Source organism: Microbacterium sp. NPDC007973 (genome assembly GCF_042958465.1).
GTDB lineage: Bacteria > Actinomycetota > Actinomycetes > Actinomycetales > Microbacteriaceae > Microbacterium > Microbacterium galbum.
Genome location: NZ_JBIBJJ010000001.1, coordinates 303,046 through 316,516, shown reverse-complemented (window position 1 = coordinate 316,516; position 13,471 = coordinate 303,046). Strand labels below are relative to the sequence as shown.

Genomic DNA, 13,471 nt, shown 5'->3' with positions numbered 1-13,471 from the left:
GTGATCTTGGGGGCCGAGGGCCCCACGAACGAAGGAAGACAATGGCAGATCTCTCTATCAGCCCCGACGTCATTCGTGACGCGCTGAAGGACTTCGTCAACGCCTACGAGCCCACCGGCGCCGCGGCGACCGAGGTCGGCGCCGTCGTCGACGCGGCCGACGGCATCGCCCACGTCGAGGGACTCCCCGGCGTCATGGCCAACGAGCTCATCCGCTTCGCGGACGGTACGCTCGGCCTCGCCCAGAACCTCGACGAGAACGAGGTCGGTGTCGTCGTGCTCGGCGAGTTCTCCGGCATCGAAGAGGGCCAGAGCGTCACCCGCACGGGTGAGGTGCTCTCGGTCGGCGTGGGCGAGGGCTACCTCGGTCGCGTGGTCGACCCGCTCGGCAACCCGATCGACGGTCTCGGCGAGATCGCGACGACCGGCCGCCGCGCCCTCGAGCTCCAGGCTCCGGGCGTCATGCAGCGCAAGAGCGTGCACGAGCCCCTGCAGACCGGTATTAAGGCCATCGACGCCATGATCCCCGTCGGCCGCGGCCAGCGTCAGCTCATCATCGGCGACCGCCAGACCGGCAAGACGGCCATCGCGATCGACACGATCATCAACCAGAAGGCCAACTGGGAGTCGGGCGACGTCAACAAGCAGGTGCGCTGCATCTACGTCGCCATCGGCCAGAAGGGCTCGACCATCGCTTCGGTGAAGGGCGCGCTCGAGGATGCCGGCGCGATGGAGTACACCACCATCGTCGCCGCCCCCGCCTCTGACCCCGCCGGGTTCAAGTACCTCGCGCCCTACACCGGTTCGGCCATCGGCCAGCACTGGATGTACGAGGGCAAGCACGTCCTGATCATCTTCGACGACCTGTCGAAGCAGGCCGAGGCCTACCGCGCCGTGTCGCTCCTGCTGCGTCGCCCGCCGGGCCGCGAGGCCTACCCCGGCGACGTCTTCTACCTGCACTCGCGTCTGCTCGAGCGCTGCGCGAAGCTGTCCGACGAGCTCGGCGCCGGATCGATGACGGGTCTGCCCATCATCGAGACCAAGGCCAACGACGTCTCGGCGTACATCCCGACCAACGTGATCTCGATCACCGACGGCCAGATCTTCCTGCAGTCCGACCTGTTCAACGCCAACCAGCGTCCCGCGGTCGACGTGGGTATCTCGGTGTCCCGCGTCGGCGGTGACGCTCAGGTCAAGTCGATCAAGAAGGTCTCCGGAACCCTGAAGCTCGAGCTCGCTCAGTACCGCTCGCTCGAAGCCTTCGCGATGTTCGCGAGCGACCTCGACGCGGCTTCGCGTCGTCAGCTCGCCCGCGGTGCGCGCCTGACCGAGCTGCTCAAGCAGCCGCAGTACTCGCCGTACCCCGTCGAGGAGCAGGTCGTCTCGATCTGGGCCGGCACCAACGGCAAGCTCGACGCGGTCGAGGTGTCCGACGTGCTGCGTTTCGAGCGCGAGCTGCTGGACTACCTGCGCCGCAACTCGACCGTGCTCGACACGCTGCGCGAGACCAACGTGCTCGGCGACGACACGCTCGCGGAGCTCGAGAAGCACGTCGACGCGTTCTCGAAGGAGTTCCAGCCCGGCAAGGACCAGAGCGTCGTCGGCGCCGAGAAGGTCGACGCCGCGGAGGCCGAAGACGTCAACCAGGAGCGAATCGTCAAGGGCCGTCGCTGAGTAGCGGCGACACGAGGACGTAAATCATGGGCGCACAACTGCGGGTCTACAAGCAGAAGATCTCTTCTGCTCAGACCACCAAGAAGATCACCAAGGCGATGGAGCTCATCGCGGCCTCTCGCATCCAGAAGGCGATGGCGCGTGTGCGCGCGGCATCGCCCTTCGCGCGGGCCGTCACGAGCGCCGTCTCGGCGGTCGCCACGCACTCCTCCGTCGACCACCCGCTGACGACCGAGCGCGAGAACATCCGCCGTTCGGCCGTGGTCATCTTCACGTCCGACCGCGGTCTCGCCGGCGCGTTCAACTCGCAGATCCTCCGTGAGGGTCTTGAGCTGGCCGAGCTCCTCCGCTCGCAGGGCAAGGAGGTCGTCTACTACCTGGTCGGGCGCAAGGCCGTCGGATACTTCCAGTTCCGTCGTATGCCGAGCGTCGCGCAGTGGGTGGGCGACACCGACACCCCGCAGTTCTCGACCGCGGAAGAGATCTCGGATGCCGTGATCGAGGCGTACCGCGCCGGTGGGGAGAACGAGGGCGGCGTCGACGAGATCCACCTCGTCTACAACCGCTTCGTCAGCATGATGACGCAGTCGCCGGAGTCCGTGCGCCTGCTCCCGCTCGAGGTGCTCGAGGCCGATGAGGCTCCCGCGCAGTCCAAGGTCTACCCGCTCTACGAGTTCGAGCCGGACGCCGAGACGGTTCTCGACGCGCTCCTGCCGACGTACGTCCAGAGCCGTATCTTCAACGCCCTGCTGCAGTCGTCGGCCGCCAAGCACGCCGCGACGCAGAAGGCCATGAAGTCGGCCAGCGACAACGCCGACAAGCTCATCACCGACTACACCCGCTTGCGCAACAACGCGCGCCAGGCGGAGATCACGCAGCAGATCGCCGAGATCGTCGGCGGCGCCGATGCCCTGGCATCCGGCAAGTAAGTTCCCAAGGAGAGAAGAAGCCATGAGCCTCACCGCCGAGAAGACCGACGCGGCCGTCGTCGGACGCGTCGCGCGCGTCACCGGCCCGGTCGTCGACATCGAGTTCCCGCATGACGCGATCCCCGACATCTACAACGCGCTGAAGACCACGATCACCATCGGTGACGAGTCGACCGAGATCACCCTCGAGGTCGCTCAGCACCTCGGTGACGACCTCGTTCGCGCCATCGCCCTCAAGCCCACCGACGGCATCGTCCGCGGCCAGGACGTGCGCGACACCGGCGGCCCCATCTCGGTGCCCGTCGGAGACGTGACCAAGGGCAAGGTGTTCGACGTCACCGGTGAGGTGCTGAACGCCGCTCCGGGCGAGACCATCGAGGTCACCGAGCGCTGGGGCATCCACCGCAAGGCGCCGAGCTTCGACCAGCTCGAGTCCAAGACCGAGATGTTCGAGACCGGCATCAAGTCGATCGACCTCCTGACGCCCTACGTGCAGGGTGGCAAGATCGGTCTCTTCGGTGGTGCGGGCGTCGGCAAGACGGTCCTCATCCAGGAGATGATCCAGCGCGTGGCCCAGGACCACGGTGGCGTCTCGGTGTTCGCCGGTGTCGGTGAGCGCACCCGTGAGGGCAACGACCTCATCGGCGAGATGGAAGAGGCGGGCGTCTTCGACAAGACCGCCCTCGTGTTCGGCCAGATGGACGAGCCGCCGGGGACGCGTCTGCGCGTCGCCCTGTCGGCGCTGACGATGGCGGAGTACTTCCGCGACGTGCAGAAGCAGGACGTGCTGTTGTTCATCGACAACATCTTCCGCTTCACGCAGGCCGGCTCCGAGGTCTCGACCCTGCTGGGTCGCATGCCCTCGGCCGTGGGATACCAGCCGAACCTCGCCGACGAGATGGGTGTGCTCCAGGAGCGCATCACCTCGACCCGCGGTCACTCGATCACGTCGCTCCAGGCGATCTACGTCCCCGCCGACGACTACACCGACCCGGCTCCGGCGACCACGTTCGCCCACCTCGACGCCACCACCGAGCTCTCGCGTGAGATCGCGTCGAAGGGTCTCTACCCGGCCATCGACCCCCTGACGTCGACGAGCCGCATCCTCGACCCGCGCTACATCGGCGCCGACCACTACCGCGTGGCCACCGCCGTGAAGCAGATCCTTCAGAAGAACAAGGAACTGCAGGAGATCATCGCCATCCTCGGTGTCGACGAGCTCTCCGAGGAAGATAAGATCGTCGTGTCGCGCGCACGTCGCATCCAGCAGTTCCTCTCGCAGAACACCTACATGGCGAAGAAGTTCACCGGCGTCGAGGGCTCCACGGTCCCGATCAAGGAGACCATCGAGTCGTTCGACGCGATCGTCAAGGGCGACTTCGACCACGTCGCCGAGCAGGCGTTCTTCAACGTCGGTGGCATCTCCGACGTCGAGGCCAAGTGGGCGCAGATCCAGAAGGAGAACGGCTGACATGTCGTTGCGCGTGAGCCTGGTGTCGGCAGACGCCGAGGTGTGGACGGGGGAGGCCTCGCTCGTCGTGGCCAAGACCGTCGAGGGTGAGATCGGCTTCATGCAGGGGCATGAGCCGGTGCTCGCGATCCTCGCCCAGGGCGAGGTGCGCATCACCCGCGCCGACGGCACGAAGATCCTGGCCAACGCCGAGGACGGCTTCCTCTCGATGGCGAACGACGAAGTGACGATCGTCGCCGGGAACGCAGCCCTCATCTCCTGACATCGCTTCATCGCTGACGCGCGTCGCCCGATATCGGGCGGCGCGCGTCGCCTTTTTCCGGAGGATCCATGCTCGTCCTGCTGCCGCCGTCCGAGACCAAGAAGCCGGGCGGCGACGGTGCACCGTTGTCGCTGTCGTCGCTGTGGGCGCCGTCGCTCCTTCCGCAGCGCGAGAGCGTGGTCGATGCCCTCGTCGCCCTGAGCGTCGACGAAGACACGGCGGCGCGCGTGCTGAAGCTCAGCCCGAAGCGTCGGCACGAGATCGCCGACAACGCCGCGCTCCGGTCGGCGCCCACCCTGCCCGCGGTCGACCGCTACACCGGGGTGCTCTTCGACGCTCTGGATGCCGACAGCCTCGACGACGACGCCCGCGGCTGGCTCGCGGAGCACGTCGTCATCCATTCCGCGCCCTTCGGTCCGGTGGGAGCTCTCGACGGCATCCCCGCCTACCGCCTGGCGGCGGGGACCTCGATTCCCGCTCTGCCGTCGCTCCGCCGTGTCTGGGCCGACGCCGTGGGTGAGGCTCTCGCCGACACCGGTGCGTCGTTCATCCTCGACCTTCGTTCGGAGGCGTACGTGGCGCTCGGGCCCGTGCCCGAGGACGTGTCATCGGCGTACGTGCGAGTGGTCACCGAGGGGGAGGGGGGCGCCGTCCGCGCGCTCAACCACTTCAACAAGCATGCGAAGGGCGAGCTGGTGCGTGCGCTGGCCGTCAGCGGGGCCGAGGTGTCCAGCCGCGAGGACTTCCTCGGGTGGGCAAGCGAGAACGGGTGGACGGTGCGCCTCTCGGGTGAACGGGAGATGCTCCTAGCAGTCTGAGACGGATGTCGACGGGGGGATGTCAGCGAACACTCAGGTTCGCTAGCATGACACGCGCGGGAGACGCCCGCCGGCTCTCATGACCACGGGAGCCGCTCGAGAGGATCGACGTGACTATCTCAAATCTCGCTTACTCCGACTACGGGACGACCAGTGCCGGCGAGGCGGCGGTTCTGGCCGTGGTGTACCTCTTCATCTTCCTGTTCAGCATCTTGGGCTACCTCATCAGCTCGTTCCTGCTCATGAAGGTCTTCGAGAAGGCCGGTGTCCAGGGCAAGTGGCGCGCCTGGGTCCCCGTCTACAACGCCCTCGTCTACGCCAAGCTGGGTGACTTCTCGCCGTGGGTCCTGTTGGGTCTCGCCGTGGCGTCCGCCATCCCGATCCTGAACTTCCTCGCCGGTCTTGCGATCGTCGTCGCGCTGATCATGATCTCGTACCGGGTGGCCGCCAAGTTCGGGCGCGACTGGCCCATCCTGCTGTTGTTCATCCTCGGCCCCCTCGGCCAGTGGATCTTCCTCGGCATCCTGGGCTTCAGCAGCAACCGCTGGAACCCCACCGCTGCGTCGCCCTCGCCGTGGGGCTCGTCGTTCCTCGCCGACAAGACGTTCTGGAACGGCATCCCCGCGCAGCCCGCGCAGAACGTCCAGGGTCAGAACGGCGGCGGATACGGGGCGCCGGTCGCTCCTCCCGCGCAGGGCTACGCCCCGCCGGCGGCCCCCGGGTACGCGCCGCCGCAGACGCCGCCCGCCTCGGGCAGCACGCCGCCGCCGCCGGCGCCCCCGGCCGGTCCGCAGGTCTGATCTCCGTCCGGATCGTCGAGGGGCTCTCCGCCGTGTGCGGGGAGCCCCTCGTGTCGTCACGGGGATAGCGTGGAGTCATGACCCCCACCGATCTGCCCCTTCGCCCCGTCGGCCGCTCAGGACTTCGGGTGTCCGCCGTCGGCCTCGGGTGCAACAACTTCGGTCGTGCGGGCACGCCCACCGAAACGCTCGAGGGGACGCGGAACGTCCTCGACGCCGCCCTCGATGCGGGCGTCACATTCCTCGACACGGCCGACATCTACGGCCGTTCCTTCGGCCTGTCCGAGACGCTCATGGGCGAGGCGCTGGAGGGGCGCCGCGACCGGGTCGTCCTCGCGACCAAGTTCGGCCACGCGGACCTCGCGCCGGCGATCGTCGGCGGCGCGAAGGGCTCACGGGCGCACATCCGGCGCGCCGTCGAGGATTCGCTGCGGCGCCTGCGCACCGACTGGATCGACCTCTACCAACTGCACACGCCCGATCCTGAGACGCCCGTCGACGAGACGCTGGACGCGCTTGCGGATCTCGTCCGCGAAGGCAAGATCCGATACATCGGGCATTCGAACTTCTCGGGTTGGCAGATCGCCGAGGCGGATGCCGCGGCGGCGGGCGTCCGGTTCGTGTCGGCGCAGAACCAGTACAGCCTCCTCGCGCGAGCGGCCGAGCGCGAGGTGCTCCCCGCCGCCCGACGCTTCGGCCTCGGTTTCCTCCCCTTCTTCCCGCTGCACAACGGCCTGCTCACCGGGAAGTTCACGCGCGAGGGCGGTCCGGACAACAGCCGCATCATGCGCCAGCGCCCGCACCTCTGGCGCGACGCGCCGTGGGACGCCCTCGAGCGGTACCAGGCATACTGCGACGCGCGGGGGATCTCGATGCTCGAGGCGACGTTCGGGTGGTTCCTCGCGAACCCGCTCGTCTCCAGCGTCATCGCCGGAGCCACCAGCGCGGCGCAGGTGCGATCGAACGCCGCCGCCGCCACGGCGTGGTCGCCGAGTGTCGATGATCTCGCCGAGCTCGACGGCATCCTGGGGCTGCCGGCCGATCCCGCCGCGGGGTGAACGCGGCACGGGGGAGGGGGCGCTCCGGCGCGTCCGCTGGCGATGGTCGCGTGTCGACTAGGATGACAGGGCCGCGCGGTTCCGCCGGCGCAGCTGTCGGCCAACCGGAGGATCGTTCGTGCCCGAGGTGACCACCCACACGCGTACCGTCCCCCTCGGCGACGGCTCTCTCGAACTGCGCTGGGCGGCGAGCACCGACACGGGGCGTCGCCGCGAGGTCAATCAAGACGCGTTCCTCGCGGAATACCCTCTCTTCATCGTCGCCGACGGAATGGGCGGCCACCTCGGTGGCGAGATCGCCAGTGCCAGTACCGTCGACCGTCTGCGTGCCGTCGTCGAGTCGGGTGCGGTCTCGACGAAGAACATCGAGAAGGCCCTCTCTCGCGCCGTGAAGGACATCGTCGCGCATCCCGAGACGACGGACGAGGGGACGGGGACGACCCTCACGGGCCTCTATCTCGAGACGCACACCGAGGAACCGCACTGGGTGACCCTCAACATCGGGGACTCCCGCGTGTACCTGGTGCGAGATGAGGAGATCGTCCAGGTGACGACCGACCACTCCGTGGTGCAGGAGCTCATCGCGGCCGGCCGACTCAGCCCCGAAGAGGCCGAGAACCACCCCTACGGCAACGTCATCACGCGCGCCGTCGGACCGAGCGACAGCGTCAAGCCCGACTATCTGCGTCTCGACGTGCTCGACGGCGACCGATTCGTGGTCTGCTCCGACGGTCTGACGAAGGAGCTCACCGATTTCGGCATCCGTCACTTCCTCGCGGCCAACGCCGACCCCGCGGCAGCGGTCGACGCCATGATGGCCGCCGCGCTGGAGAACGGCGGCCGAGACAACGTGACCATCGTCGTCCTCGACGTCGCGCGCCGCACCGCCTGACAATCCGCTCTTGACCGCGCCTGGGCGCGGATTCTACGTTCGGCATATGACCTCCGCACCCGAACGGACGGCCGGTAAGGGCCTCGCCTCCGGAACGCTGGGCCTATGGGGCTCGACCGTGATCGGTCTGGCATCCACCGCCCCCGTCTATTCCCTCGTCGCCACCCTCGGTTTCGTCGTCCTGGCCGTCGGTGCGCAGGCGCCCATCGCCTTCGTCATCGCATTCGTGCCGATGCTGTTCATCGCCTTCGCCTATCGTGAGCTGAACAACGAGATCCCGGACTGCGGAACGACCTTCACCTGGGGGACCAAGGCCTTCGGGCCGTGGATCGGGTGGATGGGGGGCTGGGGAGTGGCCGTGGCCGGCATGGTCGTGCTCGCCAATCTGTCGCAGATCGCCGGCATCTACCTCTGGTCGCTCATCGGCGACGGCTCGCTCGCCGAGAACGTGCCGCTCGTGACCGCGACCGGTGTCGCGTTCATCGCCGCGATGACCTACATCAGCTACCGGGGCGTCGAGATCGGCGAACGGATCCAGAACATCCTGCTCGGCGTGCAGTACCTCGTGCTCGCCCTGTTCGTCGTGCTCGCGCTGTGGAAGTTCTTCGACGGCACGGCGCCGAACCCCACCCCCTTCGACATCGCGTGGTTCAACCCGCTGGGCTTCACCGACTGGAGCGGCTTCACCGAGGCGGTGCTGCTGGCGCTGTTCATCTACTGGGGGTGGGACACCTGCCTCGCGCTGAACGAGGAGACGAAGGACCCGAAGCGCATTCCGGGCCGCGCGGCGCTGCTGACCACCGTCATCCTGCTGGGGACCTACGTCACCGTGACCGTCGCCGCGATGATGTACGCCGGAGTAGGGGAGGACGGCGCGGGGCTTGCGAACCCCGAGAACGCGGACGACGTGTTCCTGGCGCTGAAGGACGGGCTGTTCGGACCGTTCGGGTGGGTGCTCATCGTCGCCGTGCTCATCTCGGCGGTGTCGTCGACGCAGACGACCATCCTCCCCACCGCTCGCGGGACGCTCGCGATGGCGGCCTACAAGGCGCTGCCGGCGCGGTTCCGGTCGGTGCACCCGCGCTACAAGACGCCGTCGTTCTCGACCCTGGTCATGGGGATCGTGGCGAGCGTCTATTACGTGGGGATGACGCTCATCAGCGACAACATCCTGCAGGACTCGATCCTGTCGCTCGGACTCGCGATCGCGTTCTACTACGCCATGACCGGGTACGCCTGCGTCTGGTACTACCGTCGTGAACTGTTCTCGTCAGGCAAGAACCTCGTCTATCGCGGCATCCTGCCGCTGCTCGGGGCCCTGATGCTGACATACGCATTCGTCCAGTCGGCCATCGATATGTACGACCCCGAGTACGGCTACACGGTGCTGTTCGGCGTCGGGGGCACCTTCGTCGTCGGCATCGGGGCCCTCGCCGTCGGCGTGGTGCTCATGGTGGTGTGGTTCGCGTTCCCCGGCTCGAAGCCGTTCTTCCGTGCCGAGAGTCTCAACCGAGAGACCGAGGTGCTCGTTCCGGACGAGCCGATCGCCTATCCGCGGTCGGTCGACGGCGGGATCTGAGGCGCGCAGCCGGGCCGCTCACGCGGGCGGTCGGGCGGCGAAGGGCATGCCCGCCCGGCGCGCCGATGGATCAGACAACGGCGCGGATCGAGCCGACGACACCCGCGCCGCCTGACACCGTGAGGGGCAGGAGCGCCAGCGTCTCATCGACGGCCTCGGTGGACAGGGCCCCGGCCCGCTCCAGCAGGCGCAGGGCCACCGCCCAGCCCGCACGGTTGGAGCCGTCCAGCATCTTCAGGGCGACGGTCGTTCCATCGGGCGCCGTCATGACCTGGACGCCTTCGGCGCCCATCTTGGAGAACACGCCGAGTCGTTCGATCACGATGGTGTCGGGCCGACCCGGGCCGTCGACCGTCCAGGGGTGCTCCTTGACAGCGCGGACGAGCGCTCCCGCGCTGCGGTGCAGGGCGAAGGGCGAGCGCTCAGAGGAGGTTGCGATGCGCTGGATGGCGCGCGCGAGACCCACCAGGCTCATCGCGTAGACGGGGGCGCCGCAGCCGTCGATCGCCGTCGTGGTCATGCGCTCGCCGACGAGGCGCTCGAGCACCTCGCGGATGTGCACCTGCAGGGGGTGCTGCGGGTCGAGGTAGTCGGCCGTCGACCACCCGTTGGCCACGCACGTCAGCAGCATCGCGGCGTGCTTTCCCGAGCAGTTCATGCGCAGCGGGGAGGGGGTGCCGTGATCGCGGACGAGCTCGTCGCGCGACGCCGTGTCGGTGGGCCAGGCCGCGGGGCAGCCCAGGTCGTCTTCGGTGAGCCCGGCCGACTGCAGGATGTCGCGCGCCAACTGGGCGTGGCGGTCGGTGCCGCAGTGGCTGGCCATGGAGATCGCGAGGCGCTCGTCGGCGAGATCGGCTCCCGCGGACAGGCACGCGAGGGCCTGCAGGGGCTTCATGCTCGAGCGCGGCAGGAATGCCGCCGTCACGTCGCCCAGGGCGAGCTTCTCGGTGCCGTCGGGAGCGAGCACGACGGCGACGCCGACGTGGCGTGATTCGACGAAGCCGTTGCGGTCGACGACGGCGAGTTCGACGGAGGCGGGGGGCGTGGTGGGCATCCCTTGATCGTATCCCGCCGACCCCCTTCCGCCCCGGTCGGGCCGCCCGTGCGAGTCGCCAGGATATGTCGCCTCCGACACGTTTTCGGCGACCGATTCCGGCGACTCGCGCGCGGGGACGGGGCAGACTGGGGGCATGTACGGAGAGCATCACTACCGCCTGCGCGCGACCTGGACCGGCGACCGAGGAACCGGGACGAGCGGATACCGCGACTACGACCGGTCCGTGACCGTGCAGGTCGACGGCAAGCCCGCGATCGCGGCATCCGCGGATACGCCCTTCCGGGGCGATCCGGCGAAGTGGAACCCGGAGGAGCTGCTGCTGGCCGCGCTGAGCGAATGCCATCTGCTGTCGTACCTGCACGCGTGCGTCACGACTGGCGTGGTCGTCACGTCCTACGCGGACGACGCCGAAGGGACGATGAAGGAGGACGGCAACAGCGGGGGAGCGTTCACCGACGTCGTGCTGCGACCGCGCGTCACGGTCGCCGAGGAGTCCATGGTCGAGGCGGCCACCGCCGCCCACCGTCAGGCCCGTGAGTGGTGTTTCATCGCGAACTCGGTCAACTTCCCGGTGCGTCACGAACCGGTGGTCACCGTCGGCTGAGCGGCGCCGTGGACGGCGGCGGGGCTACTCGTCGTACAGTGAGCGCATGCAGCTCGAACCCGCCCTGCGCCGTCTCGATCGGATCGCCGGGGGCCGGCAGGCCGATCATCGTGTCGCGGCGTCCGACGATCCGAAAGTGCGCCGGGCCTTCCGCGCGATGACGGCGCTGCTGGCCGCGGGGTTCGTCCTCGGGGTCGCGACGGTCGTCGTGGCGCTGTGGATGAGCCTGAGCGGTCAGGACGTCGGCTTCGCGGTGTGGATGCGCTGTCTGGTGGTGCTGGGCATCACGACGACGCTGTTCTACTTTCTCTGGCGTGCTCACGCGGGGTGGTACTGGGCCTTCCGGCGCCTGCAGCTGTTCAGCCGCATCTTCCCGGTGGTGGCGCTCGTGCTGGCGGCCATCCCCGGGCTGTACCCGTTCTGGGTGGTGACGGAGCAAATCCTGTTCGCCCTCCTGCTCATCGGGGTGTCGGATTACCTGCAGTCGGACGCGATGCGCGCGGCCTATCCCAAACCTCGGCGCTGAGGTCTCGGCATCCGGATGCCGTGGGAGCCGGGGTGCGGGAAGGGGACCGGTCCCTTCGACGGACTCAGGGACCTCGGGGTGCGGGCTCAGAGACCTCAGGGGGCGGGCGGAGGGGCCTGCGGGGCGCGGCCTCGGGGGCCTGCGGGTGCGGGCGAGGGGACCGTGGGGCGGGCGGGAACGACGGAACCCCGCCGGCACGGGGCCGACGGGGTTCCGTTCGTGGGGGCGGGATCAGCGCACGTCGTCGTCGATCCAGTCCATCGACTTGGTGACGGCCTTCTTCCACAGGCGCAGCTCGCGCTCGCGCTCGGCGTCGTCCATGCTCGGCTCCCAGCGCTTGTCTTCCTGCCAGTTGGCGCGCAGGTCGTCGAGGTTGTTCCAGAAGCCCACGGCCAGACCCGCGGCGTACGCGGCACCGAGGGCGGTGGTCTCGGCCACGACCGGACGAACGACCGGAACACCGAGGATGTCGGCCTGGAACTGCATGAGCGCGTCGTTGGCGGTCATGCCGCCGTCGACCTTGAGCTCGGCGAGGTCGACGCCCGAGTCCGCGTTGACGGCATCCAGCACCTCGCGCGACTGGAAGGCGGTGGCCTCCAGTGCCGCGCGGGCGATGTGGCCGCGGTTGACGTAGCGGGTCATGCCGACGATCGCGCCGCGGGCGTCGGGACGCCAGTACGGGGCGAACAGGCCCGAGAACGCCGGCACGAAGTACACGCCGCCGTTGTCGTCGACGCTCTCGGCCAGCTTCTCGACCTCGGGGGCCGAGGAGATGATGCCGAGCTGGTCGCGCAGCCACTGGATGAGCGAGCCGGTCACGGCGATGGATCCCTCGAGCGCGTAGCGGGCGGGCTGGTCGCCGAGCTTGTAGCCGAGGGTCGTCAGCAGACCGTTCTTCGAGTGGACGATCTCCTCACCCGTCTGGAAGATGAGGAAGTTGCCGGTGCCGTAGGTGTTCTTGCTCTCGCCCGGGTCGAAGGCGGCCTGACCGAAGGTCGCGGCCTGCTGGTCGCCCAGGATGCCGGCGATCGGGGTCTCGCGCAGCAGCGACGAGGACTCGACGGTGCCGTAGACCTCCGAGGAGGAGCGGATCTCGGGCATCATCGAGCGGGGTACGCCGAAGTCCGACAGGATGTCGTCGCGCCACTCGAGCGTCTCGAGGTCCATGAACAGGGTGCGGCTGGCGTTGGTGACGTCGGTGGCGTGCACGCCGCCGTCGATGCCGCCGGTGAGGTTCCACAGCACCCAGGTGTCGGTGGTGCCGAAGACGAGGTCTCCGGCTTCCGCCTTCTCACGGGCTCCGTCGACGTTCTCGAGGATCCAGACGATCTTGGTGCCCGAGAAGTAGGTCGCCAGCGGAAGGCCGACGATGCTCTTGTAGCGCTCGGGGTCACCGTCGGCGAGGCGGTCGACGATCGACTGCGTGCGCGTGTCCTGCCACACGATGGCGTTGTAGACGGGCTTGCCGGTGTTCTTGTCCCAGACCACCGCGGTCTCGCGCTGGTTCGTGATGCCGACGGCGGCGATGTCGTGGCGGGTGATGTCGGCGCGGCTCAGGGCGAGGCCGATCACCTCCTGGGTGTTGCGCCAGATCTCGAGGGGGTCGTGCTCGACCCAGCCCGCACGCGGGAAGATCTGCTCGTGCTCCTTCTGTCCGACGGAGACGACGCTCCCGGACTTGTCGAAGATCATCGCGCGCGTCGAGGTCGTGCCCTGGTCGATGGCGAGGACGTAGTCGGCCATGGATGGACTCCTTTGTCGTGTTCAGTGAACGGGTGAAGAGAGGAAAGGGGAGGCGGGGC

General features: G+C 68.5%; 13 protein-coding genes. 11 read left to right on the top strand and 2 right to left on the bottom strand.

Going from position 1 to position 13,471, the window contains the following annotated elements:
• Positions 1-41 precede the first annotated feature (41 nt).
• From atpA to ACFZA2_RS01500, 9 genes are all read left to right on the top strand, one after another.
• Positions 42-1,673, top strand: a complete 1,632-nt coding sequence (gene atpA / locus ACFZA2_RS01540; RefSeq protein ID WP_136587853.1) for a F0F1 ATP synthase subunit alpha — start codon at positions 42-44, stop codon at positions 1,671-1,673.
• A gap of 26 nt (positions 1,674-1,699) precedes the next feature.
• Positions 1,700-2,602: a F0F1 ATP synthase subunit gamma gene (locus ACFZA2_RS01535; protein WP_391399686.1), complete on the top strand. Its 903-nt coding sequence runs from the start codon at positions 1,700-1,702 to the stop codon at positions 2,600-2,602.
• 22 nt (positions 2,603-2,624) lie between these two features.
• Positions 2,625-4,073, top strand: coding sequence for a F0F1 ATP synthase subunit beta (gene atpD, locus ACFZA2_RS01530; protein WP_391399683.1), 1,449 nt, complete (start codon positions 2,625-2,627; stop codon positions 4,071-4,073).
• 1 nt (position 4,074) lies between these two features.
• Positions 4,075-4,335: a F0F1 ATP synthase subunit epsilon gene (locus tag ACFZA2_RS01525; protein WP_391399680.1), complete on the top strand. Its 261-nt coding sequence runs from the start codon at positions 4,075-4,077 to the stop codon at positions 4,333-4,335.
• Between the two features lie 68 nt (positions 4,336-4,403).
• Positions 4,404-5,153, top strand: a complete 750-nt coding sequence (locus ACFZA2_RS01520) for a YaaA family protein (protein ID WP_391399677.1) — start codon at positions 4,404-4,406, stop codon at positions 5,151-5,153.
• Between the two features lie 110 nt (positions 5,154-5,263).
• Positions 5,264-5,953: a DUF5684 domain-containing protein gene (locus ACFZA2_RS01515; protein ID WP_391399674.1), complete on the top strand. Its 690-nt coding sequence runs from the start codon at positions 5,264-5,266 to the stop codon at positions 5,951-5,953.
• 77 nt (positions 5,954-6,030) lie between these two features.
• Positions 6,031-7,011, top strand: coding sequence for an aldo/keto reductase (locus ACFZA2_RS01510; RefSeq protein ID WP_391399671.1), 981 nt, complete (start codon positions 6,031-6,033; stop codon positions 7,009-7,011).
• 118 nt (positions 7,012-7,129) lie between these two features.
• Complete coding sequence (locus ACFZA2_RS01505) at positions 7,130-7,903, top strand: PP2C family protein-serine/threonine phosphatase (protein ID WP_391399668.1); 774 nt, start codon at positions 7,130-7,132, stop codon at positions 7,901-7,903.
• 46 nt (positions 7,904-7,949) lie between these two features.
• Complete coding sequence (locus ACFZA2_RS01500; protein WP_391399666.1) at positions 7,950-9,482, top strand: APC family permease; 1,533 nt, start codon at positions 7,950-7,952, stop codon at positions 9,480-9,482.
• Positions 9,483-9,552: 70 nt separating this feature from the next.
• Here ACFZA2_RS01500 and ACFZA2_RS01495 read toward each other — a convergent pair whose 3' ends face one another.
• A complete protein-coding gene (locus ACFZA2_RS01495; protein ID WP_391399663.1) occupies positions 9,553-10,536 on the bottom strand; it encodes an asparaginase in 984 nt (327 codons plus the stop codon).
• Between the two features lie 136 nt (positions 10,537-10,672).
• Here ACFZA2_RS01495 and ACFZA2_RS01490 point away from each other — a divergent pair, with 136 nt between their 5' ends.
• Together ACFZA2_RS01490 and ACFZA2_RS01485 are read left to right on the top strand one after the other, a co-directional pair.
• The gene (locus ACFZA2_RS01490; RefSeq protein ID WP_391399660.1) at positions 10,673-11,143 is read left to right on the top strand and encodes an OsmC family protein; all 471 of its coding nucleotides are present in this window, start codon (positions 10,673-10,675) and stop codon (positions 11,141-11,143) included.
• Positions 11,144-11,189: 46 nt separating this feature from the next.
• The gene (locus ACFZA2_RS01485; RefSeq protein WP_391399657.1) at positions 11,190-11,669 is read left to right on the top strand and encodes a hypothetical protein; all 480 of its coding nucleotides are present in this window, start codon (positions 11,190-11,192) and stop codon (positions 11,667-11,669) included.
• Between the two features lie 231 nt (positions 11,670-11,900).
• Here ACFZA2_RS01485 and glpK read toward each other — a convergent pair whose 3' ends face one another.
• The gene (glpK, locus tag ACFZA2_RS01480; RefSeq protein ID WP_363392738.1) at positions 11,901-13,412 is read right to left on the bottom strand and encodes a glycerol kinase GlpK; all 1,512 of its coding nucleotides are present in this window, start codon (positions 13,410-13,412) and stop codon (positions 11,901-11,903) included.
• Between the last annotated feature and the right edge of the window lie 59 nt (positions 13,413-13,471).

What these genes read in the sequence shown, in the direction of transcription:
- ACFZA2_RS01500 (WP_391399666.1), top strand. Translation starts at nt 7,950, where the DNA reads ATGACCTCCGCACCCGAACGGACGGCCGGTAAGGGCCTCGCCTCCGGA.
- ACFZA2_RS01535 (WP_391399686.1), top strand. Translation starts at nt 1,700, where the DNA reads ATGGGCGCACAACTGCGGGTCTACAAGCAGAAGATCTCTTCTGCTCAG.
- ACFZA2_RS01485 (WP_391399657.1), top strand. Translation starts at nt 11,190, where the DNA reads ATGCAGCTCGAACCCGCCCTGCGCCGTCTCGATCGGATCGCCGGGGGC.
- glpK (WP_363392738.1), bottom strand. Translation starts at nt 13,412, where the DNA reads ATGGCCGACTACGTCCTCGCCATCGACCAGGGCACGACCTCGACGCGC.
- ACFZA2_RS01525 (WP_391399680.1), top strand. Translation starts at nt 4,075, where the DNA reads ATGTCGTTGCGCGTGAGCCTGGTGTCGGCAGACGCCGAGGTGTGGACG.
- ACFZA2_RS01490 (WP_391399660.1), top strand. Translation starts at nt 10,673, where the DNA reads ATGTACGGAGAGCATCACTACCGCCTGCGCGCGACCTGGACCGGCGAC.
- ACFZA2_RS01495 (WP_391399663.1), bottom strand. Translation starts at nt 10,536, where the DNA reads ATGCCCACCACGCCCCCCGCCTCCGTCGAACTCGCCGTCGTCGACCGC.
- atpA (WP_136587853.1), top strand. Translation starts at nt 42, where the DNA reads ATGGCAGATCTCTCTATCAGCCCCGACGTCATTCGTGACGCGCTGAAG.
- atpD (WP_391399683.1), top strand. Translation starts at nt 2,625, where the DNA reads ATGAGCCTCACCGCCGAGAAGACCGACGCGGCCGTCGTCGGACGCGTC.
- ACFZA2_RS01520 (WP_391399677.1), top strand. Translation starts at nt 4,404, where the DNA reads ATGCTCGTCCTGCTGCCGCCGTCCGAGACCAAGAAGCCGGGCGGCGAC.
- ACFZA2_RS01510 (WP_391399671.1), top strand. Translation starts at nt 6,031, where the DNA reads ATGACCCCCACCGATCTGCCCCTTCGCCCCGTCGGCCGCTCAGGACTT.